Genomic DNA, 24,586 nt, shown 5'->3' with positions numbered 1-24,586 from the left:
AGCCCTCAACCGTGGCCAGTGTAGCCCCTGGGCCGGTATTCAGTCGTCGTCGGATGCGTCCAGCCCGGGAAACAGCACCTCGGTAAAACCGAAGCGGCTGAAGTCGCGGATGCGCATGGGGTAGAGCGTGCCTATCAGGTGGTCGCACTCATGCTGCACCACACGCGCATGAAAGCCCTCCACCGTGCGTTCTATCGCATCGCCGTACTGGTCAAAACCGGCATAGTGGATGCGCGAAAACCGCGGCACCACACCGCGCAGCCCGGGCACCGAGAGGCAGCCTTCCCAGCCCTCTTCCTCCTCGGGGCCCAGGGGCTTGATCACCGGGTTGAGCAGTACCGTGCGCGGCACCAGCGGCGCGTCGGGGTAACGCGGGTTTACCGCGTCGGTGCCGAAAATCACCAGTTGCAGGTCCACGCCTATCTGCGGCGCCGCCAGGCCCGCGCCGTTGACGGCCCGCATGGTGTCGAACATATCCGAGACCAGCTGGTGCAGCTCATCGGTGTCGAAGGCGGTGACGGGCTGGGCAACCCGCAACAGCCGGGGGTCGCCCATCTTGAGGATTTCGCGAATGGTCATGCGCCGATTATGGCGGCGCGAGGCTCGTTTGGGTATGACTTGGAGCCGCTCACAAACCCAGCGAAGCGGTCCTGGCAAGGCGGCGCAACAACACCAGGAGGGTTTTGAGCGGCTCTAACGCCAGTGCCTGTAGCCCCAGCCGCGATAGTAGCCCGGAGCCACCACGACCGGAGCAGGTTCGACGTAGACGGGCTGAGCCGGATAGACCGCCACGGGGCGCGGGGCAATCGGCGCCACCACACAGCCGGACAGCAAGGCGGCAAAGCCGGCGGCGGCCAGCAAGGCGGGCAAACGTTTGTTATTCATGGAAAAGCTCCTGTGTGTACAGGTCTTTTCAACGTCCGGCGAGGGCAGCCGGCCTGACGTCCGGCGTGCAAACCCCGGTAACGCCATGTAAGCCGAGGCCGGAGACAGCTACCTCGTGGTGCTGGCCCCGCGGCAGCCCTGGCTCAGCATGAGAAGATCGTCAGGAAACATCACTCGGACGGCCCGGCCAGCATGGCCAGCAAGGCCGCTTCCTCTATCACGGGCACACCCAGCGTCAGTGCCTTGGCCAGCTTGCTGCCGGCCTCCTCGCCCGCCACGACGAAATCGGTCTTTTTGCTGACCGAGCCGGCCACCTTGCCGCCCGCAGCCTCCACCCGATCCTTGGCCTCGTCGCGGCTCAGGGTGGGCAAGGTGCCGGTGATGACAAAGGTCTTGCCCGACAGCGGCTGCGGAGCGCGTGCGGCGGGCTCACCCTCCTCCCAGGTCACGCCGCAAGCGCGCAGCTGCTCGACCACTTCGCGGTTGTGCGGCTGTTCAAAGAAAGTGCGTATGCTTTGGGCGACGATAGGGCCCACGTCACTGACTTCCAGCAACTGCTCCTCGGTCGCGTCCATGATGGTGTCGAGCTTGCCGAAGTGGCGCGCCAGCTCCTTGGCCGTGGCTTCGCCGACATGGCGTATGCCCAGGCCGAACAGGAAACGCGGCAAGGTGGTCTGCTTGGATTTTTCCAGCGCCTCGAGCAGGTTGTTGGCCGATTTTTCGGCCATGCGGTCCAGGCCGGCCAGGGCCGTGAGGCCCAGTTTGTAAAGGTCGGGCAAGGTCCGGATGATGTTGGCGTCCACCAGTTGCTCGACCAGCTTGTCGCCCAGTCCTTCGACCTCGACGGCGCGCCGGTGCGCGTAATGCAGGATGGCTTCCTTGCGCTGGGCCCCGCAGAACAGGCCGCCGGTGCAACGGTAATCGGCTTCGCCTTCTTCGCGTACGGCGTCAGAGCCGCAGACAGGGCATTTGCGCGGCATGGTGAATTGCAACGCGCCCTCAACACGTTTATCCGGTAACACGCCGACAACTTCAGGGATCACATCGCCCGCGCGGCGCACGATGACTGTGTCGCCCACGCGCACATCCTTGCGGCGCGCCTCGTCCTCGTTGTGCAGTGTGGCGTTGGTCACGGTCACGCCGCCGACAAACACCGGCGCCAGCTTCGCCACCGGCGTGAGCTTGCCGGTGCGCCCGACCTGCACCTCGATGGCCTGCACGGTGGTGAGCTGTTCCTGGGCCGGGTATTTGTGCGCCACGGCCCAGCGCGGCTCGCGCGTGACAAACCCCATCTTCTTTTGCAGCGCCAGGCTGTTGACCTTGTAGACAACGCCGTCGATGTCGTAGGGCAGGCTGTCGCGCTGCCGGCCCATGGCTTCGTGAAAGGCGATCAGCTCGGGCGCGCCCTGAGCGAGCTGCGTCTGCGACGCCACCGGAAAACCCCAGGATTTGAGCGTCAGCAGCATCTGGAAATGGGTTTCGAAAGCCGGGCCGCCCTCCTCCGCCGGCGTGACCTCGCCCAGGCCGTAGGCAAAAAAGCTCAGGCGCCGCTGCGCGGCCATGGCCGGGTCCAGCTGGCGCACGCCACCGGCCGCCGCATTGCGCGGGTTGACGAAGGTTTTTTCGCCTTTTGCGCCTTGCGCGATCTTCTCGCGCTGCTTTTCGTTGAGTGCCTCGAAGTCGGCGCGGCGCATGTAAACCTCGCCTCGCACCTCCATCACGGCAGGTGCATCGGCCGGCAAGCGCAAAGGAATCTGGTTGATGGTGCGTATGTTCTGCGTGACGTCCTCGCCAACCTCGCCGTCGCCGCGCGTGGCGGCCTGCACCAGGATGCCGTTCTCATAGCGCAAGCTCATGGCCAGGCCGTCGAACTTGAGCTCGGCCACGTACTCGACCGGCGGGTCGGACTCGGCCAGGCCCAGTTCCTTGCGCACGCGGGTGTCGAAGTTCTGCGCGCCCGTGGCCTCGGTATCGGTCTCGGTGCGAATACTGAGCATGGGCACCTTGTGGCGCACGCTGGCGAACTGGTCCAGCGGCTTGCCGCCCACGCGCTGGGTCGGCGAGTCCGGCGTCAGCAGTTCGGGATGGGCTGCCTCGAGTTCCTGCAGTTCCCTGAACAGCCTGTCGTATTCGGCGTCGGGAACGCTGGGGTCGTCCAGCACGTAGTAGCGATGGGCATGCTGGTGCAAAACCCTGTGCAGTTCATCGCGTTGTTGTGCGGCTGTCTTGGCGTTCCCCGGCATCTCAGAGCGGTCCTATTTATGGAGTTCAATTGAAAAACAGACGCCAGTTTAGGGGAGCTGCCGCCGGTTGCACGCTGATCCACCGGTGGAACTCAAGATTTACAGTTTTTGGGCTCCGCACCCGGCCAGAAGCTGCCGCTTCCGCTCGATAGCGCGAGCCTACTGCGGTTCCAACCGGGGAAGCTGCGGCCAAGGCTGCCATCCCTTGCCAAATCGCTTTTCGCATTCAGCAGTCAACAAGCTCGTCAAGTCATCTTCGTAACTCTCGCTGAGCGTGGGGAACGAAACAAATGGCGGCTCAAGCAAGGTGTGTGTGGATCCGGGTGAAAAATATGCTCCGGTTATCTGCTCGCGGACGAGGCAAAGCGCCAGGATGTCCAGTGGAAAGAGACCCCAAGGGTCATACTCGTAGATCGAATGCTCGCCATCGGCATTGAGCTTGCCGTCCAGTCGTGCAGATTCGACGCCTTCGCATATTGCGGCTGCCGCATTGCTCATCGAGATCGAATCGGCGCTAGTGAACAAGCCCCGATAAATGCCGATATCCGCAGGGAGTTCGTCTTCGGACGGCCATTCCCTCTTGTCAACCGCGCGAAACAACATCCAAGTGAAACTATTGAATGTCGCATCCCCAGGTGCGCCGTCAATGATGCCGCGTATGAACAAGTTGTAGATATACCGGCCCAACCAATCCGAAAGTGAATTGATTCCGCAGACCTTGGCAAGACAATACAGCCAGACGATACTTTTCTCGTGGCCCGTTGGCCCGAACGCCGGAATTCCTTCCCATTCGAAATGGGCGTGCAATGCACCCCACCCCAACCCGCCGTAAGCAACGATCTTCCTGAGAAGCGTCAAATCCGGCATCGCACCCGTAGTGGCCACCTGATAGCCAAGCAATCGCGCCCCCGATGTGACGCAATCAAGCGCAGCGCCGATTCCTCGCTGAAATTCACCGGACTTGAGAGATTGAATAAGTTCTCGTTGAACCGTGTCAAATTCCGAAACGGCCCGACCCAGGGGCGGCTCATGATATTCACGCCAACGATTCAAGAAGAGATCTCGCTTGGGATTAGGCGTCATTGCTGCGCGTCACGGGCGACGACCAGTAAATGCTGAGGCCTTCCATGGTACTACCTGAACGTTTGTACTCGCAGGCACATTGATGTGGCTTTGCTGGAACAAGAATCCAGCCAGACATGCAGCATCTCAAGGTCGCACAAGGTGACATGGATCTGGGTGTGCACCATCTCCATATCGAATCCCGTTTTTTTGGGGTCGATACCGGCAATACCCGAAATCCTTGCCTTGCGCATGAAAAGAACGTGAAGCCGGCGTGAAGTGGCGCCGGCGCCGCTACCGGCGAATCAGCTGAACAGCCGGCGCCCCAGCACCGAGCCGGCCGACAGATCGCGGCTGTCCAGCGTGTCGTAGAGCTGCTCGAGGTCGGCGTGTATGACTTCCATGGCCTCGGGCCGTATCAGGTTGCCGTTGTCGTCGATGATCACGCCGTCCATATTGGCGGCCAGGGACAGCGCCGCCTCGCACATGCGGGCGAAGGGCTGCTCGGAGCGCAGCACCTGGGGCACGTCCAGCGACAGCGTGAGTTCGCGCAAGGCTGTCTGCTCGGGGTCTTCGGCCATGGCGGCCTGGGTGTCGAAGGCCAGGCCCAGGATGGGCGCGTGGCCCGGCTGGCTGGCCGGCAGCACCATGCGGCCGGGGATGGAGCCGGGAACAAAACCGAGCCGGGCCGCGCTTTGCTGCACATAGCCGGGGCTCCAGGCGGTGTTGACGGCGCGCAAGGTGAAACTGAGCTGCGCATCGTGGGCGCTGGCGAACTGGTCGAGTTCGCGGGCGCGGGCCACCTCGTCCAGCATTTCGGGGAACTCGGGCTCGCCGCCCACGGCATCGGCGAAGGCCTGGGCCTTCATGACAAATTCGGAGTATTCGATCTGGTTGAGCGCGCCGGTGCGGTTGGCCAGTTGCACGCCGCACTGGAAAGCGCTGTAGCGGTGGCCGGCCGTGGGGAACTCCCATTCGCCGGTGATCACGCTGAGGCCTTCAACGCCAAAGGGCTTGCTGCCGGCGCGGCGCGTGCTGGGCATGGCGGCCAACGCGGCCTCGCCCGAGACCACGTTGTCCAGGGCGATGGCCGCCATGGCGTCTATCAGGATGTCCAGGCCGGGTTTGCGCTCGGGTGTGGTGAGCCGGGTCAGCGCGTTCAGCGAGGCCAGGCCCGAGTCAGCGTCAAAGCTGGGCTCCAGCCGTTCGGCCTCGCCTTCGCCCCCTGCTGCTGTTGGCGGCTGCTGATCCGCCGCGGCGGCGGTTTCCGGCACAGGCGCGGCCTCGGGCGTGGCGCGCTTGGGCAGGTTGCGGCGCGAGGACCAGGCGCTGTGGGCCACGACGCCGGCCAGCACCAGGCCGCCCACCACCGCCAGACTGATCTGCAGACTGCTCATACGGGGATCAGGCCGCCTCGGCGAAGCCGATCGCGGCTTCCATGTCCACGGCCACGATGCGCGAGACACCCTGCTCCTGCATGGTCACGCCTATCAGCTGCTCGGCCATTTCCATCGCGATCTTGTTGTGGCTGATGAACAGGAACTGGGTTTCCTTGCTCATGGAGCGCACCAGCTTGGCATAACGCTCGGTGTTGGCGTCGTCCAGCGGCGCGTCGACCTCATCCAGCAGGCAGAAAGGCGCGGGATTGAGCTGGAAGATGGCGAACACCAGCGCTATGGCGGTCAGCGCTTTTTCGCCGCCCGACAGCAAGTGGATGGTCTGGTTCTTCTTGCCGGGCGGCTGGGCGATCACCTGCACGCCGGCGTCCAGGATTTCCTCGCCCGTCATCATGAGCTTGGCGTTGCCGCCGCCGAAGAGCTCGGGGAACATGCGGCCGAAATGGCCGTTGACGGTGTCGAAAGTGCTGGAGAGCAAATCGCGCGTTTCGATGTCGATCTTCTTGATCGCGTCTTCCAGCGTGGTCATGGCCTCGTTGAGGTCCTTGGACTGCGAATCGAGGAACTGCTTGCGTTCGCGCGCGGCGCTCAGCTCGTCGAGCGCGGCCAGGTTGACGGCCCCCAGCGACTGGATTTCGCGGTTGATGCGGTCGATTTCGCCCTGCAGGCCCGTGAGGCGCACATTGCCGGACTGTATGGACTGCTCCACCGCGGCCAGGTCGGCCTGGGCGTCGGCCAGCAACTGCTCGTACTGCTCGAAGCCCAGGCGCGCGGCCTGCTCCTTGAGCTGGAACTCGGTGATGCGCTGGCGCAGCGGGTCGAGCTCGCGCTCAAGCTGCAGACGGCGCTCGTCGCTGGCGCGCAGCTTGCTGGTCAGGTCGTCGTACTGACTGCGCTTGGCGCCCAGGTCGGCCTCGCGCTCGAGCTTGACGCTCAAGGCGCTTTGCAGGCCGGCCTGCGCGGCGGCGTCGGTCAGGCGCGACAGCTCTTCACGGGCCTGCGCCTCCTCGCTGGCGATGGAAGCAGCCTGCTGGGCGGCCATGTCGATGGAGCGAGTCAGTTCCTCGCGACGCGAGGCCAGGCTGCGCAGCGCGAAGGCGGCCTCCTGGGCCTGGCGCTCCAGCGTGCGCTGCTGCTCGCGCGACTCGCCGAGCTTGCGCTCGGTCTCGATCACGCGGTCGTCGAGCTGCGCATGGCGTTCCTGGCTGTCGGCCAGCTGCATGTCCAGCTCTTCAAAGCGGCCCTCGGCCGTGACCTTGCGCTCCTGCAGTTCAGCCAGTTGGGCTTCGATCTCGGCCATATCGGCCTGGATCTGCTCGCTGCGCGCGCGGGTCTGCTCGGCCAGCTGCGTGAGGCGCAGCACTTCAACCTGCAGTTCGTGGGCGCGGCTCTGGCCTTCGGCAGTTTCGCGGCGTGCCGTGGCCAGGCGCTGGGCGGCGTCGGCATAGGCGGCTTCGGCGCGCACCAGCGCTGAACGGGCTTCCTCGCTGATCAGGGCCTGGGCCTTGAGCTGCTTGTCGAGGTTTTCAATTTCCTGGGCGCGGGCCAGCAGACCGGCTTGCTCGGAATCCTGGGCGTAAAAACTCACGCTGTGGTGCGTCACGGCATGGCCGCTCTGCACATAAATCACCTCGCCGGCCTGCAACTTGTCGCGCGCGGCCAGCGCGTCGTCCAGGCTGGCGGCGGTGTAGCAGCCGTTGAGCCAGTCGCCCAGCAGCGCGGACTGGCCGGCGTCGTTCAGGCGCAGCAGTTCGGTCAAAGGCTTGAGGTTGATCGCGGCGTTGACGCGCGCGGGCGCGGCGGCGCTGGGCGGCGAGTAAAACGCGAGCTTGGCGGGCGGCGTGCCCTGCCCGTCGCTGCCGGCAAAGCCGCGCACCATGTCGAGGCGGCTGACCTCGAGCGCGCCAAGCCGTTCGCGCAGGGCGGCTTCCAGGGCATTCTCCCAGCCCTGTTCGATGTGGATACGGCTCCACAGGCCTTGCAGGCCGTCCAGGCCGTGCTTGGCCAGCCAGGGCTTGAGTTTGCCGTCAGTCTTGACCTTTTCCTGCAAGGCCTTGAGCGCCTCCATGCGCGCCGACAGGTCGGCACGCTTGGCCGATTCGGTGTTGACGGTCTGCTGCAGCGTGCGGCGCTCTTCATCGAGCTGCGGCACGCTCTCGGTCAGCTCGTGCAGGCGGGCTTCGGCTTCGGCCTGGGCTTCCTGCGCGGCCGCGAACTGGGTGTTCAGGTTGGCCAGGCGGGCTTCATCGGGGGCGTTGAGCGCGTTGCGGTCGGCCGTGAGCTTTTCCAGCCGCAGGTTCAGGGTGCGCGACTGCTCTTCGATGTTGCGCTGGTCGGCGGCCAGCACTTGAATTTGCTGCTGCACCTGGCCCACGCTGGTGCGCTGTTCGTTGGCCTTGGCCTGGGCCTGGCGCAGCGCGTCTTCAAGGGCCGGCAGCTGCGTCAAGTGCTCTTCGGTCTGCGCGGCCAGCAATTCGGCCTTTTCCTCGGCCTCTATGGCCTGGGCGGCCAGGCTTTCGGTTTCGACGGCGGCGTCTTCCTTGCGTGTCGCCCACTGCGCGGTTTGTTCCTTGAGCTGGTTCAACCGCTGCTCAACGCGCTGGCGGCCGTCAACCACGAAGCGGATTTCAGCTTCCAGCCGGCCGACTTCGGCGCTGGCCTCATACAGCTTGCCCTGGGCCTGGTTGACCTGGTCGCCGGCCGCGTAATGCGCCTGGCGTATGGTTTCCAGGTCGGCCTCGATGTGGCGCAGATCGGCCACGCGGCTTTCCAGGTCGTTCACCGCCTTTTCGGCATCGGCCTTGACCTTGGCTTGGTCGGCTTCGCTTTCGGCGCGTTTGAGGAACCACAGCTGGTGCTGCTTGAGACTGGCATCGGCATGCAAGGTGTTGTAACGCAGGGCCACTTCGGCCTGCTTTTCCAGCCGGTCCAGGTTGGCGTTGAGTTCGCGCAGGATGTCTTCGACGCGGGTCAGGTTTTCGCGGGTGTCGGACAGGCGGTTGGCCGTCTCGCGGCGCCGTTCCTTGTACTTGGAGACGCCGGCGGCTTCCTCGAGGAACAGGCGCAGCTCTTCGGGCTTGGACTCGATGATGCGGCTGATGGTGCCCTGGCCGATGATGGCGTAGGCGCGCGGGCCCAGACCAGTGCCCAGGAACACGTCCTGCACGTCGCGGCGGCGCACCGGCTGGTTGTTGATGTAGTAGCTGGAGGTGCCATCGCGCGTCAGCACGCGCTTGACGGCGATCTCGACAAACTGGCCCCACTGGCCGCCGGCGCGGTGGTCGGCGTTGTCGAATACCAGCTCCACGCTGGAGCGACTGGCCGGTTTGCGCGTGGTGGTGCCGTTGAAGATCACGTCCTGCATGGACTCGCCGCGCAGCTCGGACGCCTTGCTCTCGCCCAGCACCCAGCGCACTGCGTCCATGATGTTGGACTTGCCGCAGCCGTTGGGGCCCACCACCCCCACCAGTTGGCCCGGTAATACAAAATTGGTGGGCTCCGCGAATGACTTGAAACCAGATAGCTTGATCGAATTGAGACGCACGGCTGTCCCTGTTTGTGTGAGCTTGCGGTTAGCCCGAGGCTAACTCGTTGATTTTTATAGCGTTTTTACAACAACGCTGGCATATCGGGTGCCGCCTTCGGCAAGCGGCACGGTCCGCCATGTTACCCGAGCGGGACGCGGATTTTGCCGGGAAAAAGGCCCTTGACGGGACCGGCGTGAAACACTTTGCTTCGCGCCGCGCGGGCCGGCCGCAAAGCACCGGTGCGACCGCCGCTACAGCCTTATCCAGCCTGGCGCTCAAGCTATCAATTTGGCAGCGGTCCGGCCGTCCCCAAGGTGCAGGCCCGGGAGCCCCTCGTTTTGGGCCGGTCGCGAGGCTGGATAATCCAGGAATGAATCCCCTGCTTTCACGCCTTCAGCCCTATCCTTTTGAGCGGCTGCGCCAGTTGCACGCCGACGTCACCCCCAATCCCGCCTACAAAGCCATCAGCCTGGGCATAGGCGAGCCCCGCCATGCCACGCCACAGCTGATCAAGGACGCGCTGACGGCCAGCCTGAGCGGCCTGGCAAGCTACCCCGGCACCCTGGGCGAGCCCAAGCTCCGCCAGGCCATGGCCGACTGGGTGGCCCGCCGCTACGACCTGAAGCTGGACCCGGCCACGCAAATCCTGCCCGTCAACGGCTCGCGCGAGGCGCTGTTTTCGCTGGCGCAGACCGTGCTGGACGCCGGCAAGCCGGGGGCCACCGTGGTCTGTCCCAACCCGTTTTATCAAATTTACGAGGGCGCGGCCCTGCTGGCGGGCGCCCAGACCTGGTTCGCCCCCAGCGACCCGGCGCGCAATTTCGCGGTCGACTGGGCCGGTGTGCCCGAGTCCGTCTGGGCCAAGACCCAGCTGGTGTTTGTCTGCTCGCCGGGCAATCCCACGGGCGCGGTGATGTCGCTGGATGAATGGAAGCTGCTGTTCGAGCTCAGCGACCGCCACGGCTTTGTGATCGCCTCCGACGAGTGCTACAGCGAAATCTACTTCCGCGACGAGGCGCCTCTGGGCGGCCTGCAGGCGGCGGCCAAGCTGGGCCGGCATGACTTCAGGAACCTGGTGTCGCTGACCAGCCTCTCCAAACGCAGCAACGTGCCCGGCCTGCGCAGCGGCTTTGTGGCCGGCGACGCCGCCCTGATCAAGCCCTTTTTGCTCTACCGCACCTACCACGGCAGCGCCATGAGCCCGGTCGTGCAGGCTGCCAGCATCGCGGCCTGGAACGACGAGCGGCATGTGGTGGACAACCGCGCGATGTACCGCGAAAAATTCGCCCAGGTCACGCCCATGCTCTCGGCAGTGATGGACGTCGCCCTGCCCGACGCGGGCTTTTACCTGTGGGCCGGAATCCCCGAGGCTTTCAAGGGCTCGGACACCGCGTTTTCACGCGAGCTGCTCGCTCTCTACAATGTCGTGGTGTTGCCGGGCAGCTACCTGGCGCGCGACGCGCAGGGGCACAATCCCGGCGCCGGCAGAATCCGCATGGCACTGGTGGCAGAAACCGCCGAATGCGTGGAAGCGGCGCAGCGCATCGTTCAATTCATCCAATCCAGAAACCCCTGACTTCACCGACAACAAGACTGAAACCAACATGACACAAGACAACCTGCAAAGCACCATTGACGCGGCCTGGGAAAATCGCGCGAACCTCTCGCCCCAATCGGCCCCCAAGGAAGTGCTGGACGCCGTCGAGCACACCATCGCCCAGCTCAACAGCGGCAAGCTGCGTGTGGCCACCCGCGAAGGCGTGGGCCAGTGGACCACCCACCAGTGGATCAAAAAGGCCGTGCTGCTGAGCTTTCGCCTGAAGGACAACGAACTCATGCGCGCCGGCGACCTGGGCTTTTTCGACAAGGTACCCACCAAGTTCGCCCACCTGAGCGAAAGTGAAATGCGCGCCACCGGCGTGCGCGTGGTGCCGCCCGCCGTGGCGCGCCGCGGCAGCTACATCGCCAAGGGCGCGATCCTGATGCCCAGCTACGTCAACATCGGCGCCTGGGTCGGCGAAGGCACCATGGTCGACACCTGGGCCACCGTGGGCAGTTGCGCGCAGGTCGGCAACAACGTCCACCTCTCCGGCGGCGTGGGCCTGGGCGGCGTGCTCGAACCCCTGCAGGCCAACCCCACCATCATTGAAGACAACTGCTTCATAGGCGCGCGCTCCGAAGTCGTCGAAGGCGTGATCGTGGAAGAAAACTCGGTCATCTCCATGGGCGTTTACATCGGCCAGAGCACGCCGATTTACGACCGCGAAGCCGACACCGTCACTTACGGCCGTATTCCCGCGGGTTCCGTCGTGGTTTCGGGCAACCTGCCCAAGGCCGGCGGCAAGTACAGCATGTATTGCGCGGTGATCGTCAAGCGCGTGGACGCCAAGACGCGTTCCACGACGAGTCTGAACGATCTCTTGCGTGACTGAGCACGACCGAGTAACTTGCCTGATTGATTGATGGACAGATTGAAAATGACCGGGAGCGGACTATGAGCACGATGGAAAGAATCCTTCGTTTGATGGCGGACAAAAAAGCGTCGGACGTTTACCTGTCGGCCCATTCGCCCGCCCTGATCAAAATCAACGGCCAGGCCATTCCCATCAACGCGCAAATCCTGCCGCCGGATGCGCCGCGCAACCTGCTGGCCGAGGTCGTGCCGCCTGAGCGCATCGAAGAGCTGGAGGAAATCGGCGAGCTCAACATGGCGCTGCCGATTGCCGGCCTGGGCAACTTCCGGATCAGCGCCTTCAGGCAGCGCAGCACCTACGCGGCGGTCATCCGCTTCATTCCCACGGAAATTCCGCCGCTGGACAGCCTGAACGTGCCGCCCATCCTGGCCGACCTGATCATGGAAAAGCGCGGCTTGCTGCTGATGGTGGGCTCCACCGGCGCTGGCAAGAGCACCACGCTGGCCGCAATGATGGACCGCCGCAATGAGATTTCACTGGGCCACATCCTTACGATTGAGGACCCGGTCGAGTTTCTGTTCACCAACAAGAAGTCTGTCGTCAACCAGCGCGAGGTCGGCAGCGACACGCAATCCCTGCAGGTGGCGCTCAAAAACGCGCTGCGCCAGGCGCCCGATGTGATCCTGATCGGCGAAATCCGCGACCGCGAAACCATGTCGGCCGCGATTGCCTATGCCCAGTCGGGCCATCTGTGCCTGGCCACCATGCACGCCAACAACAGCTACCAGGCGCTCAACCGTATCCTGAGTTTTTACCCGGTCGAGGTGCGCAGCACCATGCTGGGCGACCTGGCCGCGGCCCTCAAGGCCATCGTCTCGCAGCGCCTGCTGCGCACGCAGGACGGCGGCCGCACGCCGGCGGTGGAGGTCATGCTCAACACCAAGCTGATCGCCGAGCTGATTGAAAAAGGCGACTTCTCGGGCGTCAAGGAAGCCATGGAAAAGTCCATGGCCGAGGGCTCGCAGACTTTCGAGCAGGATATTGCCAAGCTGATTGTGGACGGCACTGTCACGCGCAAGGAAGGCATTCTGTACGCCGACTCGCCGACCAACCTGATGTGGCGTCTCGAAAACGACTTCGCCGTCAAGGCCAAGGCCCTGGAGCCTGAAGAAGACCCGGATGACGAACCGTCCTTCACCGAAATCACGCTCGACGTCAAACACTGAAACCACGATGGCGCTCGTCTCTTCGGGCCGACTCGAACCCAGGGCCTGTTTGTTTGCAAGATGCGTTGCGAGTCAAAAAGGCCTTGAGCAAGGCGCAAAACGCAGGCGGGGTGAACCCCGTCAAGGCTTTGCAACGCCGCGCAGGGCCTTTTTGATCGCAACCCGGAGGGAATGGGGTGAAAACAGCGCCACTCCGCGTTGCGCTCCTCACCCAGACTCCCGGTCTGGGATTCGTCGCACGCCTTGATTGGCGGTGTTTTCACCCCATTCGCATTTGTAAACATAGTGTTAACAGGCCCTAAACGACCATGTCCCGAACCCTGCACCTTACCGAGCAACTGATTGCCCGGCCCTCCGTCACGCCCGATGACGCCGGCTGCCAGGCTCTGCTGATTGAACGCTTGGCGCCGCTGGGCTTCCAGTGCGAAACCATCACCAGCGGCCCTGAAAACTTCCGCGTGGCCAACCTCTGGGCCAAGCGCCCGGGCAAGCCGGCATCCGGCAAAACCCCGGCCATGACGCTTGTATTCGCCGGCCACACCGACGTTGTGCCCACCGGCCCGCTGGACCAGTGGCTGAGCCACCCGTTCACGCCCAGCCACCGCAACGGCCAGCTATACGGTCGCGGCGCCGCCGACATGAAAACCTCCATCGCAGCCATGGTGGTGGCGGTCGAGGAGTTCCTGGCAGCGAATCCCGACCCGGCCCTGTCCATCGCCTTCCTGGTCACCAGCGATGAGGAAGGCCCGGCGGTCGACGGCACAGTCGTGGTCTGCGAGCAGCTCAAGGCGCGCGGCGAAGTGCTGGACTTTTGCATCGTGGGCGAGCCCACCTCGGTCGCCCAGTTGGGCGACATGATCAAGAACGGGCGGCGCGGCACGCTCAGCGGCAAGCTCACCGTCAAGGGTGTGCAGGGCCACATTGCCTATCCGCACCTGGCCAAAAACCCGATCCACCTGTTCGCGCCCGCACTGGCGGAGCTGGTCGCTACCGAATGGGACAAGGGCAATGCCTTCTTCCCGGCCACGAGTTGGCAGGTGTCCAACATCCATGGCGGCACCGGCGCGTCCAACGTGATTCCGGGCGAGCTGGTGGTCGACTTCAACTTCCGCTTTTGCACAGAGTCCACGCCCGAAAGCCTGCAGCAGCGCCTGCAGGCCCTACTGAGCCGGCACCAGCTTGATTACGACCTCAAATGGACGCTGGGCGGCCTGCCCTTTCTGACCACGCCCGGCACGCTGGTCGATGCGGTGCGCGGTGCCATAGAGGCCGAAACCGGCTTGCAGACCGAGCTCTCCACCACGGGCGGCACCAGCGACGGACGTTTCATTGCCAAAATCTGCCCGCAGGTCATTGAATTCGGCCCGCTGAACGCCACCATCCACAAGATCAACGAATGTGTGCCGGTGAGTTCACTCGATCCGCTCAAGAACATCTACAAGGGTGTGCTGGAACGGCTGGCGACATGACCAAGGCCGCAACGCCCCTGACGGTGCTGGCACTGGTCGAGCAGATGGCGGCCAGGCTGGACGCCGCGGGCCTGAGCTTTGCCGACGGCTTCGGTCAGGGCACGACGAACGCCTTCGACGAAGCTGCCTGGCTGGTGCTGTGGAAGCTGGGCTTGCCGCTGGACGACCTTGATTCTGTCGAAACCCGGCCGGTGAGCGCCGAAGAAGAGGCGCAAGTTGGCGCATTGCTGGACGCGCGTATCAGCACCCGCAAACCCGCCGCCTACCTCACGAACGAAGCCTGGCTGATGGGTCTGCCTTTTTACGTGGACGAGCGCGTGATCATCCCGCGCTCGCTGATCGCCGAGCTGCTGGCCGATGCCAGCATAGACCCCTGGCTGGGCGAGCACACCCACCGCGTGCTCGACCTGTGCACCGGCAACGGCAGCCTGGCCGTGCTCGCGGCCATCACCTATCCGGACGTGGTGGTGGAGGCCGCCGACATCAGCCTGGACGCCCTGGCCGTGGCCCGCATCAATGTGGACCGCCACCACCTGGACAACCGCATCACGCTGATTGAATCGGACGGACTGGCCGCCTGCGCGGGCCCATACGACCTGATCCTGTGCAATCCGCCCTATGTGAACGCGGCCAGCATGGCCGCCCTGCCCCCTGAATTCCGTGCGGAACCGGGCCTGGCGCTGGCCGGCGGCGCCGACGGCATGGACTTCATCCGCGGCCTTCTGCAGAACGCGGCCCGCCATATGAGCGAAAATGCGGTCTTGGTGCTGGAAATCGGCAATGAGCGCGAGAATTTCGAGCGCGCCTTCCCGACGCTTGAACCGCTGTGGTTCGAGACCAGCTCGGGTGCCGACCAGGTTTTGCTGCTGACGCGCGAACAACTGGCCTGAGCCGGCTTGACGGCCGGCGTGAAACCCTGGCGCGGCTCTTGCACCGCAAGGGCCAGGCGTGGACACCGCCGCCCGACTACTTTTCCTGAAATTGCAAATTAAATGATTACCCTCAAAAACGTCGTGCTGCGCCGCGGCGCCAAAGTGATTCTGGACAGCGCGTCCGTCACCCTCAACCCCGGCGAAAAAATCGGTTTGGTGGGCCGCAACGGCGCGGGCAAATCCTCGCTGTTCGCCATGCTCAACGGCACGCTGCACGAAGACGGCGGTGATTTTTCGATACCCGCGCAGTGGAGCATGGCGCAGGTGGCGCAGGACATGCCCGAGACCGACCAGAGCGCGACCGCCTTCGTGGTCGAAGGCGACGTGGTGCTGCTGGCCGCGCAGACCGAGGTAGAGGCCTCGGAGGCCAGCGGCGACGGCGACCGCATGGCCCATGCCTATATGGCGCTGTACGACGCCGGCGCGCACGACGCGCAGGCCAGGGCTCAGGCCCTGATCCTCGGGTTGGGTTTCAAGGTTAGCGAGCTCGACAACCCCGTCAACAGCTTCTCCGGCGGCTGGCGCATGCGCCTGCAGCTGGCACGCGCGCTGATGTGCCCGTCCGACCTGCTGCTGCTTGACGAGCCCACCAACCACCTGGACCTGGACGCGCTGGTCTGGCTCGAGGCCTGGCTCAAAAAATACCAGGGCACCATGCTGGTCATCAGCCATGACCGTGAATTCCTCGACGCCGTGACCGACGTGACGGTGCACATCGAGAACGCCAGGCTGACGCGCTACGGCGGCAATTACAGCAAGTTCGAAGACCTGCGTTCCGAGCAGATGGCCTTGCAGCAAACCGCGTTCGCCAAGCAGCAGGACAAAATCGCCCACCTGCAGAAATTCATCGCGCGCTTCAAGGCCAAGGCCAGCAAAGCCAAGCAGGCGCAAAGCCGCGTCAAGGCGCTGGACCGCATGGAAAAAATCGCGCCGCTGCTGGCCGAAGCCGATTTCACCTTTGAGTTCAAGGAACCGGCCAACCTGCCGAACCCCATGCTGTCGATGCAGAACGCTTTCTTCGGCTATCCGCCGCCCGAAGGCGCGCCCGCAGGCACACCGCCCACGGTCATCGTGCAGAACGTCAGCAAATCGGTGCTGGCCGGCCAGCGCATCGGCATCCTGGGCGCCAACGGCCAGGGCAAGTCCACGCTGGTGAAAACCGTGGCACGGGCTTTGGCGCCCATCAGCGGCGAGATGACCGAAGGCAAGGGCCTGAACATCGGCTACTTCGCCCAGCAGGAACTCGACGTGCTGCGCCCGGCCGACACACCGCTGGAGCACATGATCCGCCTCGTCAAGGAAGTCACCGCCGCCGGCAGGATCAGCGGCCAGCAGACGCGCGAGCAGGACTTGCGCGCCTTCCTGGGCATGTTCAACTTCAGCGGCGACATGGTCAAGCAGGCTGTGGGCAGCATGAGCGGCGGCGAAAAAGCCCGCCTGGTGCTGTGCATGATCGTCTGGCAGCGCCCCAACCTGCTGCTGCTCGATGAGCCGACCAACCACCTGGACCTGGCCACACGCGAGGCGCTGTCGATGGCGCTCAACGAGTTTGAAGGCACGGTGATGCTGGTCAGCCATGACCGCGCCCTGCTGCGCGCCGTCTGCGACGAGTTCTGGATGGTCTCGCGCGGCGGTGTCGCGCCCTTTGACGGCGACCTTGACGACTACCAGCGCTACCTGCTCGACGAAGCCAAGCGCCAGCGCGAAGAGGCCAAGAAGGCCGGCAGCGCGACCCCGGCAGCAGCTCCGGCCGCCAAATCCGAAGCACCGGCCGCCGCGCCCGCGGAAAAGAAGCCCGTGCCGCGCGACACGCCCGAGCAGCGCAAGCTCGACGCGCAGCGCCGTCAGCAGCAGGCCGAAGCCACCAAGCCGCTGCGCAAGGAGGTCGAAAAAATCGACCAGCGCATGAAGGCGCTCAACACGGAGCGTGACAGCCTGCAGGCCCTGCTGGCCACTACTACCGCGCCGGCCGAGTTGGCCCAGGCCGGCAAGCGCCTCAAGGCCATCGACGGCGAAATAGGCATGCTGGAAGAACGGTGGCTGGAACTGACCGAGCAGATCGAGACCGCCGCAGTGTAAAGTGCCTGCAGGCCCCTCGCCTGCAGCTTGTTTGCCCAGGCAGGGCCGTCCTTGAAAGGATGTGATCGATGCCTTCCGCCTTGCACATGGCTGCGGACAACGCGGCGCTGTCAGCCGCCGTCAAACGCAGCCGCAAGCTGCTGAACAAGCGCGCCATGGTCGCGGCCGCGGCCAGTGCCGTGCCGGTGCCCGGCCTCGACTGGATGGTGGACGCGGCCATGCTGTCCCAGCTCATCCCCGAGATCAACAAGGAATTCGGCCTCACGCCGCAGCAGCTCGATCAGCTCGAACCCAAAAAACGCGACCAGGTGCAAAAAGCCGTAGCCCTGGTGGGCTCGGTGCTGATCGGTAAATTCATCAGTCGCGACTTGGTCATCAAGGCCGCCACCAAGATAGGCGTGCGCCTGACGGCCAAGCAGGCCGCCAAATACGTCCCGCTGGCCGGCCAGGTCGTCGCAGCCGCCGTCGGCTACGCGGCGATTCGCTACTTCGGTGAAGAGCACATGAAGGACTGCATACGGGTGGCAAGGCAGGCCCAACTCGACGTGCCGACGCTGGGCTACCCGGCCTGAATCAAGCTGAGCTGGCCTGAGGCCAGGCCCCGCGATTTCCCCGCGCAAAAGACAAAAGGACTTGGCCTTTCGGCCAAGTCCTTTTGAGGGATGGTGGGTTCTGACAGATTCGAACTGTCGACCTACGGATTAAGAGTCCGCTGCTCTACCAACTGAGCTAAGAACCCGAAAATTCTGGTGGGACCAGCGGGGGTCGAACCCACGACAAACGGATTAAAAGTCCGCTGCTCTACCAACTGAGCTATGGTCCCGAGTTATATCACACGGTTTCCCTCGCGATACATTCCGGTATTTGCCACTTCAAGAGCAGCAAAGCTTTGAATTATAGCGTGGTTTTTTAGCGCTCCGCAAAAACTCAGGCGGCAATTTTGTCGAGTACCCAGCCGGCCGCGCACAGGCCGAAGGTCGAGGTCACGCTCACGACCGACCCGTAGCCATGGCAGTTCAGGCTGCCGTCGCTTTGGGCCGCGGCAGAGGGCTGCAGCACGGCCTCGCGGCTGAACACGCAGGCCACGCCCATCTTGCCCTTGCGCGCCGCGCCGTGCTCCTTGCGCAGGCGGTAGCGCAGTTGCGCCAGCAAAGGGTCGTGCGTGACTAGCGACAGATCGTCGATGTTCACGCGGTGCGCCAACCGCTTGCCGCCCGCCGCGCCCACACTGACGAGGTTCACCTTGTTGGAAATGGCCCAGGCGGCCATGGCGGTTTTGGCTTTCACCTGGTCGCAGGCGTCGATCACGGCCAATTGCTTGCGGTCGAAACCGCCCTCAAGGCCCAGAATGCCCGGCCAGTTGGCGGCGTCAACAAACTCCTCGATGCCGTCGACGCGGCAGCCCGGATGGATTTGCGCGATGCGTTCACGCATGGCCTGCACCTTGGCCTGGCCCAGGGTGCTGTCCAGCGCATGGACCTGGCGGTTGATATTGGATTCGGCAATGTGGTCCAGGTCTATCAGGGTCAGCCGGGCCACGCCGCTGCGGGCCGCGGCTTCGGCCGCCCAGGAACCCACGCCGCCCAGGCCCACGACCACGATGTGCGCCTGGCGTATCCGCTGCGCGCCCGCCGCGCCGTAAAGGCGCGCCAGGCCGCCGAAGCGGCGCTCCAGGTCGGCTGGGAGTTCTGCGATCAGGGAGGTCATGGCCGTGTGTCGATGCGCGCCTCAGGCCTGGCGCTCAAGCCGCCAGATCTGGTATTTCAAGCCCGCCACGCAGCCCGCGAGTATGGCCGCCAGCGCCACAAAGCTCGTGAAACTCAGGGTCGAGATGCCCGACAGGCCTTGCCCCACGGTGCAGCCCATGGCGCAGACACCGCCCACGCCCATCAGCGTGGCGCCCACCAGGTGGTTGGCCGTGTCTTCCGCGTCGCGAAAACCCTCCCAGCGGAAGCTGCGCGACAGCAGCGCATAGAGGGCCGAGCCGGCGACCACGCCGAACACCGATACGATGCCCAGTGTGAGCACTTTGCTCTTGTCGCTGAAGAACATCAGCCAGTCCACGGTATAGGCCACGGGAGAGACAAAACTCAGCGCCTCGGCCCGGCCAGAATTGGTGGCCAGAAAAGCTTCCTGCAGCGTCTCGGGATGCTCGGCCACATAACCCAGGTGCCCGCTGACCCACCACATGGCCGCGATGACGCCGCCTATGCCCAGGCCCGCGAGCAGGCTGTCGAAGCGGCGGAAGTCTTCGCTGAACAAGGCCCAGACGATCAGGCCCAGGCCGATGAGTATGGCCAGGCCTATGCCGGCCGCGGCCGGCGTGATGCCGATGGCGCCGGCCACCCAGGTCGGCAAGGTCGCGTTGGTGGTGAAATCAATCGCCACCTTGTCTACGGTGGCCACACGGACCACGGCGGTGATGCCCTTGAGCGTGGCGAAGGCCGTAATGCCCATGACGGCAAACACCACCACGGACTTGAGGCTGCCGCCGCCTATGCGTACCAGGGTTTTGCTGCCGCAGCCCGAAGCCAGCACCATACCGAAGCCGAACATCGCGCCGCCCACCAGGGCAGAGAGCCAGATGAATCGGTTGGAGGCGTAAAGCGTCTTGGCGGGATCAATCACCCCGGCGGCCGCCATGGTGAAGAAGCCGATCATGGCCACGCCTATGGCCATGCCCCACATGCGCATGCGTGTCCAGTCGCCCATGTTCACGATGTCGCTGACGGCGCCCATGGTGCAGAAATGGGTGCGCTGGGCAATCGCGCCGAAAACCATGGCCAGAATGAAACCGGCCCAGAGAACCTGGGCCGTGAGACTGTTGAGTGCGGAGATGTCCATTCCTCAATTTTAGTTGGGAATGAACAAATGCTCCTTTAAAGCGCCCCGCTACTTCAGCTTGGCCAGGCGATCCTTGGCGACGGAAGCCGCTTCGGCCTGGGGATAGGCCTTGATCAGGTCTTCCAGCGTCTTGCGCGCCGAGCGGTTGTCCTTGAGCTCGATCTGGCAGTTGGCCAGCGAGAGCAAGGCTTCCGGCGCGCGCATGTGCTCGGGTTCGGCCGTCACGAGTGCGCGGAAATTGGTCACCGCGTCGCGGTAGTTGCGCAGGGCATATTGCGCATTGCCGAGCCAGAACAGTGCGGAAGCCCGGTAGCCGGTTTGCGGATAACGCTTCATGAAGGCCAGGAAGCTGGTCTGCGCCGCGGCGAAGTCTCCCTTGCGAAGCGTGGCCAGCGCGGCCTCGAACTCCTGCCTTTCGGCCGGCTCGGCGACAAACTCCTTGCCATCTACGTTCACCTTGCCCGGCTCGAACTTGCGCAGGCGCTCGTCCACACCCGTCGTCAGGTCTTTCTGGGTACGCTGCATCTCGACCACATTGCGCGTGAGGTTCTCATTCTGCCCGCGCAGGGTGGCGAGTTCATTGCGCAAGGCTTCGATCTGGTTGGACAGGTCCAGCAGGCTGCGGCGCAGCTGGGCATTGTCTTCGGTGGTCCTGCGCAGCTCTTCGGCCGTGCGCGTTTGCGCCGCATCGACTTTCTGGCGCAAATCGAGGATCGCCCGGCGAGCCTCGTCGTCTTCAAACAGCCCCGCGTGCGCGTTGAACGCCAGCAGGCCGGCCGCGAGGATCGCGGCAATCCGGAAGGTCTTCACGGTCGGCACCCGGCTTAGCGGTAGCTCAGTTCAGCGCGGCGGTTCTTCGCCATGGCTTCCTCGTCGGAGCCTGGCACCGCGGGCTTTTCCTTGCCGAAGCTCACGGCCTCGACCTGCGCATCGGCCACGCCCAGCAGACCCAGCGCGCGGCGAACGGCTTCGGCACGTTTCTGGCCCAGGGCCAGGTTGTACTCGCGGCCGCCGCGCTCATCGGTGTGGCCTTCGATGGCCATCTTGCGGCTCTTGTTGGCGGTCAGGTACTTGGCATGGGCTTCGATGGCACCCTGGAACTCGGGCTTGACCACGTAGCTGTCGAAATCAAAGTAGATGACCTTGGCCACATTGGCCGGGCCCGCGAGCGAAGCGTCGGCGCCTTCCACCTGCACCGTCGGCACACGGCTGGTGGCTGACGGGTCACCCTGCTGCTGGGCCGTACCCGTGCGGTCTTCGACGGGAACGTCATTGAGCTTGACACCGGAGCCGCAGGCCGTCAGCGTGGCCGCCAGGACCAGGGAGGAGATGATGGAAAAAATTCTGCTTTTCATGGAGTACCTCTACAAAAAATAAAAATGGACCGGATCGAAAACGGTGGCTTGAAGCGCCTGCCTGACGCTGTGGATCAACGCTGGAAGGGTCCCCAATCGGGCTCCCGGATGTCGCCGCTGGCGCCGGACAACCTGGCTTTGATCTTCCCGTCCAGCGTGGTGGTCATCAGTGCTTCCCTGCCCTGCTGGTGGGTCGCGTAGACGATCAGGCGGCTGTTGGGCGCGAAGCTTGGGCTCTCGTCGGCCGAAGTGTCGGTGATTGGAGTGACGGTCCCTGTCGCAAGTTCCATGACGTGCAGCTTGAAGGCGCCGCCTACCCGGGAGATGTAGGCCAGCCAGCGCCCGTCGGGGCTGATCGCCGGCGAGATGTTGTAGCTACCGGTGAAGGTGACACGCTCGGCGTTACCGCCGTTCGGGCTCATGCGGTAGATCTGCGGCGCGCCGCCGCGGTCGCTGACGAAGTAGATATAGCGTCCGTCGGGCGAGAAAGCCGGTTCGGTGTCAATGCTCGAAGACTGGGTCAGCCGCTTGGGATCGCCCCCATTGAGGCCTATGGCGTAGAGCTGCGAGCCGCCGTCGCGGCTCAGCGTCGCCACCAGCTGTTTGCCGTCCGGAGACCAGGCCGGCGCGCTGTTGGAGCCGCGGAAGTTGGCCAGCAGGCGCCGCTTGCCGGTGGCCACGTCGTGCGCGTAGATCACCGGCTTGCGCGATTCAAACGACACATAGGCCAGCTGCGCGCCGTTGGGCGACCAGGCCGGCGAGATGATGGGCTCGGGGCTGGTCAGCGCGGACTGGGCGCCCTCCCCGTCGGAGTCGGCCACCCAGAGGTTGTACTTCTGGGCCGCCTTGGTCACATAGGCAATGCGCGTCGAGAAAATGCCCTTCTCGCCGGTCAGTTTTTCGTAGACAAAATCGGAGATGCGGTGCGCCGACAGGCGCAGGTCGGCCGGGCCCACGGTGTAGCTCTGCCCGCCCAGGTCCTGCCCGCGCACGATGTCCCAGAGGCGCAGGCGCACGTCGTAGCGGCCGTCGGCCAGCAAGGTCACGCTGCCCGTAACCATGGAGTCCGCGCCCTTTTGCCGCCAGGCGCCCAGGTCCGGGCGGGTGTTCTCGTCGGCGGTGACACCGGTGGTGTCGACCGGGCGGAACATGCCGCTGCGCTCGAGATCGGCCCGCACGATGGCGCCGATTTTTTGCGGCGCCTGCGCATCACCGCGAAACGCGGCGACGGCAATGGGCAGCTGGGTCAGGCCTACACCGGACACCTCAACGCGAAATTGCGCGAAAGCCGGCAGTACAGGGAGGGCGCCGGCCGCCAGCAGGCTGACGAGAGTGCGGCGGCGCAGAAAAGGCGCAGTGAAAGGTGCAATGCTCATAGGGAAGAGTTGAGTCCGTTCAGGGAGGTTATTTTGACGGTGGATTTGACGCCCGGGGAAGAATCAAGTTCACGCAAGCCTTTTTCGGCCAGGACCACATCGGTTTTCATGCGTTCAAGCACCCTTTTTTTGTTGATGGACTCCTGGTCGCGCGGGTTCTCGCGGTGCCAGAGGTGAAAGACTTCGGTGCCCATGAAACCGTTTTTGCGATGCACGCCCAGGTGGTGAAGCCTGAGCACGAGGTCGGCATCCTCATGCCCCCAGCCTTCGAAGGTTTCATCAAATCCGTTGACATCGGCAAAGTCCGCGCGCCAGACGCCCAGGTTGCAGCTGCGTATGCCGTGCCAGTGAAAGTCCGGTTTTACCCTGAATAAACGCCGCGGCCAGGGGAGCAGGTGCAATAATTTGTTGCTGTCCCCCGAGAGCCGCGCCCCCAGCCAGAACCATACAGGACGGCTGGGCAGGTCGATAGCGCCATTGACGACAGCTTCTGTCAGACGTTGGCTGACAAGCACCCGGCTGCCGTTCACAAAGCAGCCTTTTTCGGCAAGCCGCGTGTGCGCGGCCACAAACGCCTTGTTGGGCACGCAATCGCCGTCCAGAAAAACCAGGTAGTCGCCCGCGGCCTGGCTGGCCCCGAGGTTGCGCGCCCGCGCCGCGGTAAAGCCCACGTCGGGGTGCCAGATATGGCGGGCCGGGCATTTGAACGCGGGACACTGATCGAGCAGCATCCGCACCTGCTCGGGTCGCGAGCCATCATCGGCCACCAGGACCTCATGGCCTTCACCGCATTGCTCCGCCAGCGACCGCAACACGGCCAGCAAGGCATCCGTGCGGTTGTAAGTCAGGACGATAAAACTGATCTTCATCGCCCGACCGGCGCTCCCCTGGCGTTCCGCTGCAGCAGCCACAGTTTCAGGTAGCGGTAATAGGTGCCCTCGGCGTTCGAGATAGCCAGCACCAGCCCCATCCGGCCGTCAAGAAAACCCAGCCGCAGAAAGTAGGTGCGTATGAAAGCCCACAGGCCGTGCCCAATGGCTTTGCCGATCGAGGCTGTTTTGCCCTTGCCCAGCAGGCTTTGCGCGCCCGCCGTGGAATAGCGGTTGGCCTTGTCCAGAACCGCCTCGAAGTTGCGGAAACTCTCGTGCAGCAGCTCGGAGCGCAATTGGCCGACCGGCCCCTGGGCCAGCACTTTTTCATGCACCAGGTCCTCGCTGAAGCGGGCCGCCGTGCGGCGAAACAGCCGGGTGACCCGGTCGGGGTACCAGCCTGAATGGCGCATGTACTGCCCGCAATAGCTCGAGAGCCGGGGAAAGGAATACACGTCGAAGGCAGGGGCCCGCAGGCAGGCCAGGATTTCGAGCTGCAGCTCGGGCGTCACGCGCTCGTCGGCATCCAGCGACAGCACCCAGTCCGAGGTGGCCAGCGCCAGGGCCCGGTTCTTCTGGATGCCGAAGCCCTGCCAGTCGGGGCTGACGCTGACTTCGGCGCCCAGGGAGCGGGCGATCTGCACGGTGTTGTCGGTACTGCCGGAATCGAGCACCACGAGCTGGTCCGCGAAGCTCACGGAACGAAGGCAGGCCTCCATGTTGTGGGCCTCGTTGTGGGTGATGACTGTGACGGACAAGCTTGCCAACGAATGCCTTTGCAATGAGGTGAAGGAGGAAACCGCCCAGGATTTTGCCAGTGAAACCGGCCCCGCTTGACGCGCTGACAGCATAGCAGAGCCCCCCGGCATGCAAGGCCTTGGAGGGAAATGGAATCGCCGATAATGCGG

General features: G+C 64.3%; 21 protein-coding genes and 2 tRNA genes. 8 read left to right on the top strand and 15 right to left on the bottom strand.

Annotated elements, in window-relative coordinates:
- Positions 1–39 precede the first annotated feature (39 nt).
- The 4 genes from def to ACEN8I_RS09095 form a co-directional block, all read right to left on the bottom strand.
- Positions 40–579 carry a peptide deformylase gene (gene def / locus ACEN8I_RS09110; RefSeq protein WP_074574241.1) on the bottom strand — a complete coding sequence of 180 codons (540 nt, stop codon included), beginning with the start codon at positions 577–579 and terminating at the stop codon, positions 40–42.
- A 114-nt stretch (positions 580–693) separates the two neighbouring features.
- On the bottom strand, positions 694–885 hold the full coding sequence (locus ACEN8I_RS09105; protein ID WP_413328049.1) for a hypothetical protein: 192 nt from the start codon (positions 883–885) through the stop codon (positions 694–696).
- Between the two features lie 170 nt (positions 886–1,055).
- Positions 1,056–3,128: an NAD-dependent DNA ligase LigA gene (ligA, locus tag ACEN8I_RS09100; RefSeq protein WP_413328047.1), complete on the bottom strand. Its 2,073-nt coding sequence runs from the start codon at positions 3,126–3,128 to the stop codon at positions 1,056–1,058.
- A gap of 159 nt (positions 3,129–3,287) precedes the next feature.
- Positions 3,288–4,181, bottom strand: a complete 894-nt coding sequence (locus ACEN8I_RS09095; RefSeq protein WP_413328046.1) for a hypothetical protein — start codon at positions 4,179–4,181, stop codon at positions 3,288–3,290.
- A 146-nt stretch (positions 4,182–4,327) separates the two neighbouring features.
- Here ACEN8I_RS09095 and ACEN8I_RS09090 point away from each other — a divergent pair, with 146 nt between their 5' ends.
- Positions 4,328–4,468, top strand: coding sequence for a hypothetical protein (locus ACEN8I_RS09090; RefSeq protein WP_413328044.1), 141 nt, complete (start codon positions 4,328–4,330; stop codon positions 4,466–4,468).
- Between the two features lie 27 nt (positions 4,469–4,495).
- On the opposite strand, the gene ACEN8I_RS09085 is transcribed toward ACEN8I_RS09090, so the two are convergent.
- Together ACEN8I_RS09085 and smc are read right to left on the bottom strand one after the other, a co-directional pair.
- Complete coding sequence (locus ACEN8I_RS09085) at positions 4,496–5,587, bottom strand: cell division protein ZipA C-terminal FtsZ-binding domain-containing protein (protein WP_413328042.1); 1,092 nt, start codon at positions 5,585–5,587, stop codon at positions 4,496–4,498.
- A gap of 7 nt (positions 5,588–5,594) precedes the next feature.
- On the bottom strand, positions 5,595–9,131 hold the full coding sequence (gene smc / locus ACEN8I_RS09080) for a chromosome segregation protein SMC (RefSeq protein WP_413328041.1): 3,537 nt from the start codon (positions 9,129–9,131) through the stop codon (positions 5,595–5,597).
- Between the two features lie 353 nt (positions 9,132–9,484).
- Here smc and dapC point away from each other — a divergent pair, with 353 nt between their 5' ends.
- The 7 genes from dapC (at position 9,485) to ACEN8I_RS09045 (ending at position 17,806) form a co-directional block, all read left to right on the top strand.
- The gene (dapC, locus tag ACEN8I_RS09075) at positions 9,485–10,690 is read left to right on the top strand and encodes a succinyldiaminopimelate transaminase (RefSeq protein ID WP_413328038.1); all 1,206 of its coding nucleotides are present in this window, start codon (positions 9,485–9,487) and stop codon (positions 10,688–10,690) included.
- Positions 10,691–10,718: 28 nt separating this feature from the next.
- The gene (dapD, locus tag ACEN8I_RS09070; RefSeq protein ID WP_074574235.1) at positions 10,719–11,546 is read left to right on the top strand and encodes a 2,3,4,5-tetrahydropyridine-2,6-dicarboxylate N-succinyltransferase; all 828 of its coding nucleotides are present in this window, start codon (positions 10,719–10,721) and stop codon (positions 11,544–11,546) included.
- A 62-nt stretch (positions 11,547–11,608) separates the two neighbouring features.
- Complete coding sequence (locus ACEN8I_RS09065) at positions 11,609–12,754, top strand: PilT/PilU family type 4a pilus ATPase (RefSeq protein WP_413328037.1); 1,146 nt, start codon at positions 11,609–11,611, stop codon at positions 12,752–12,754.
- Between the two features lie 308 nt (positions 12,755–13,062).
- Positions 13,063–14,223, top strand: a complete 1,161-nt coding sequence (gene dapE / locus ACEN8I_RS09060; RefSeq protein ID WP_413328035.1) for a succinyl-diaminopimelate desuccinylase — start codon at positions 13,063–13,065, stop codon at positions 14,221–14,223.
- Complete coding sequence (gene prmB, locus ACEN8I_RS09055; RefSeq protein ID WP_413328034.1) at positions 14,220–15,113, top strand: 50S ribosomal protein L3 N(5)-glutamine methyltransferase; 894 nt, start codon at positions 14,220–14,222, stop codon at positions 15,111–15,113. Before dapE ends, prmB begins: the two co-directional genes overlap by 4 nt.
- Positions 15,114–15,215: 102 nt before the next feature.
- Entirely contained in the window at positions 15,216–17,234 is a 2,019-nt protein-coding gene (locus tag ACEN8I_RS09050; protein ID WP_413328033.1) for an ABC-F family ATP-binding cassette domain-containing protein, read from the top strand.
- 68 nt (positions 17,235–17,302) lie between these two features.
- The gene (locus ACEN8I_RS09045) at positions 17,303–17,806 is read left to right on the top strand and encodes a hypothetical protein (RefSeq protein WP_413328032.1); all 504 of its coding nucleotides are present in this window, start codon (positions 17,303–17,305) and stop codon (positions 17,804–17,806) included.
- A gap of 91 nt (positions 17,807–17,897) precedes the next feature.
- On the opposite strand, the gene ACEN8I_RS09040 is transcribed toward ACEN8I_RS09045, so the two are convergent.
- The 9 genes from ACEN8I_RS09040 to ACEN8I_RS09000 form a co-directional block, all read right to left on the bottom strand.
- Positions 17,898–17,973: transfer RNA gene (locus tag ACEN8I_RS09040), tRNA-Lys, on the bottom strand.
- Between the two features lie 8 nt (positions 17,974–17,981).
- Positions 17,982–18,057: transfer RNA gene (locus tag ACEN8I_RS09035), tRNA-Lys, on the bottom strand.
- Between the two features lie 104 nt (positions 18,058–18,161).
- A complete protein-coding gene (locus ACEN8I_RS09030) occupies positions 18,162–18,941 on the bottom strand; it encodes a ThiF family adenylyltransferase (protein ID WP_413328031.1) in 780 nt (259 codons plus the stop codon).
- 21 nt (positions 18,942–18,962) lie between these two features.
- Complete coding sequence (locus tag ACEN8I_RS09025) at positions 18,963–20,078, bottom strand: YeeE/YedE family protein (protein WP_413328030.1); 1,116 nt, start codon at positions 20,076–20,078, stop codon at positions 18,963–18,965.
- A gap of 48 nt (positions 20,079–20,126) precedes the next feature.
- On the bottom strand, positions 20,127–20,888 hold the full coding sequence (gene ybgF, locus ACEN8I_RS09020; RefSeq protein WP_413328028.1) for a tol-pal system protein YbgF: 762 nt from the start codon (positions 20,886–20,888) through the stop codon (positions 20,127–20,129).
- Positions 20,889–20,902: 14 nt separating this feature from the next.
- Positions 20,903–21,433, bottom strand: coding sequence for a peptidoglycan-associated lipoprotein Pal (gene pal / locus ACEN8I_RS09015; RefSeq protein ID WP_413328027.1), 531 nt, complete (start codon positions 21,431–21,433; stop codon positions 20,903–20,905).
- A 74-nt stretch (positions 21,434–21,507) separates the two neighbouring features.
- A complete protein-coding gene (gene tolB / locus ACEN8I_RS09010) occupies positions 21,508–22,809 on the bottom strand; it encodes a Tol-Pal system beta propeller repeat protein TolB (protein ID WP_413328025.1) in 1,302 nt (433 codons plus the stop codon).
- The gene (locus tag ACEN8I_RS09005; protein WP_413328024.1) at positions 22,806–23,678 is read right to left on the bottom strand and encodes a glycosyltransferase family 2 protein; all 873 of its coding nucleotides are present in this window, start codon (positions 23,676–23,678) and stop codon (positions 22,806–22,808) included. Before ACEN8I_RS09005 ends, tolB begins: the two co-directional genes overlap by 4 nt.
- Positions 23,675–24,445 (bottom strand): glycosyltransferase family 2 protein, encoded by a 771-nt coding sequence (locus ACEN8I_RS09000; RefSeq protein ID WP_413328023.1) that lies wholly within the window; start codon positions 24,443–24,445, stop codon positions 23,675–23,677. Before ACEN8I_RS09000 ends, ACEN8I_RS09005 begins: the two co-directional genes overlap by 4 nt.
- Positions 24,446–24,586 lie beyond the last annotated feature (141 nt).

The sequence above is a fragment of the Polaromonas sp. CT11-55 genome (genome assembly GCF_047303325.1).
Taxonomy (GTDB): Bacteria; Pseudomonadota; Gammaproteobacteria; order Burkholderiales; family Burkholderiaceae_C; genus Polaromonas.
This window is presented reverse-complemented; position numbering and strand designations above follow the sequence as displayed.

What these genes read in the sequence shown, in the direction of transcription:
- ACEN8I_RS09065 (WP_413328037.1), top strand. Translation starts at nt 11,609, where the DNA reads ATGAGCACGATGGAAAGAATCCTTCGTTTGATGGCGGACAAAAAAGCG.
- ACEN8I_RS09050 (WP_413328033.1), top strand. Translation starts at nt 15,216, where the DNA reads ATGATTACCCTCAAAAACGTCGTGCTGCGCCGCGGCGCCAAAGTGATT.
- ACEN8I_RS09085 (WP_413328042.1), bottom strand. Translation starts at nt 5,587, where the DNA reads ATGAGCAGTCTGCAGATCAGTCTGGCGGTGGTGGGCGGCCTGGTGCTG.
- dapE (WP_413328035.1), top strand. Translation starts at nt 13,063, where the DNA reads ATGTCCCGAACCCTGCACCTTACCGAGCAACTGATTGCCCGGCCCTCC.
- dapC (WP_413328038.1), top strand. Translation starts at nt 9,485, where the DNA reads ATGAATCCCCTGCTTTCACGCCTTCAGCCCTATCCTTTTGAGCGGCTG.
- pal (WP_413328027.1), bottom strand. Translation starts at nt 21,433, where the DNA reads ATGAAAAGCAGAATTTTTTCCATCATCTCCTCCCTGGTCCTGGCGGCC.
- ACEN8I_RS09090 (WP_413328044.1), top strand. Translation starts at nt 4,328, where the DNA reads ATGCAGCATCTCAAGGTCGCACAAGGTGACATGGATCTGGGTGTGCAC.
- ACEN8I_RS09105 (WP_413328049.1), bottom strand. Translation starts at nt 885, where the DNA reads ATGAATAACAAACGTTTGCCCGCCTTGCTGGCCGCCGCCGGCTTTGCC.
- tolB (WP_413328025.1), bottom strand. Translation starts at nt 22,809, where the DNA reads ATGAGCATTGCACCTTTCACTGCGCCTTTTCTGCGCCGCCGCACTCTC.
- prmB (WP_413328034.1), top strand. Translation starts at nt 14,220, where the DNA reads ATGACCAAGGCCGCAACGCCCCTGACGGTGCTGGCACTGGTCGAGCAG.
- ACEN8I_RS09005 (WP_413328024.1), bottom strand. Translation starts at nt 23,678, where the DNA reads ATGAAGATCAGTTTTATCGTCCTGACTTACAACCGCACGGATGCCTTG.
- ligA (WP_413328047.1), bottom strand. Translation starts at nt 3,128, where the DNA reads ATGCCGGGGAACGCCAAGACAGCCGCACAACAACGCGATGAACTGCAC.
- ACEN8I_RS09025 (WP_413328030.1), bottom strand. Translation starts at nt 20,078, where the DNA reads ATGGACATCTCCGCACTCAACAGTCTCACGGCCCAGGTTCTCTGGGCC.
- ACEN8I_RS09045 (WP_413328032.1), top strand. Translation starts at nt 17,303, where the DNA reads ATGCCTTCCGCCTTGCACATGGCTGCGGACAACGCGGCGCTGTCAGCC.
- dapD (WP_074574235.1), top strand. Translation starts at nt 10,719, where the DNA reads ATGACACAAGACAACCTGCAAAGCACCATTGACGCGGCCTGGGAAAAT.
- ACEN8I_RS09030 (WP_413328031.1), bottom strand. Translation starts at nt 18,941, where the DNA reads ATGACCTCCCTGATCGCAGAACTCCCAGCCGACCTGGAGCGCCGCTTC.
- def (WP_074574241.1), bottom strand. Translation starts at nt 579, where the DNA reads ATGACCATTCGCGAAATCCTCAAGATGGGCGACCCCCGGCTGTTGCGG.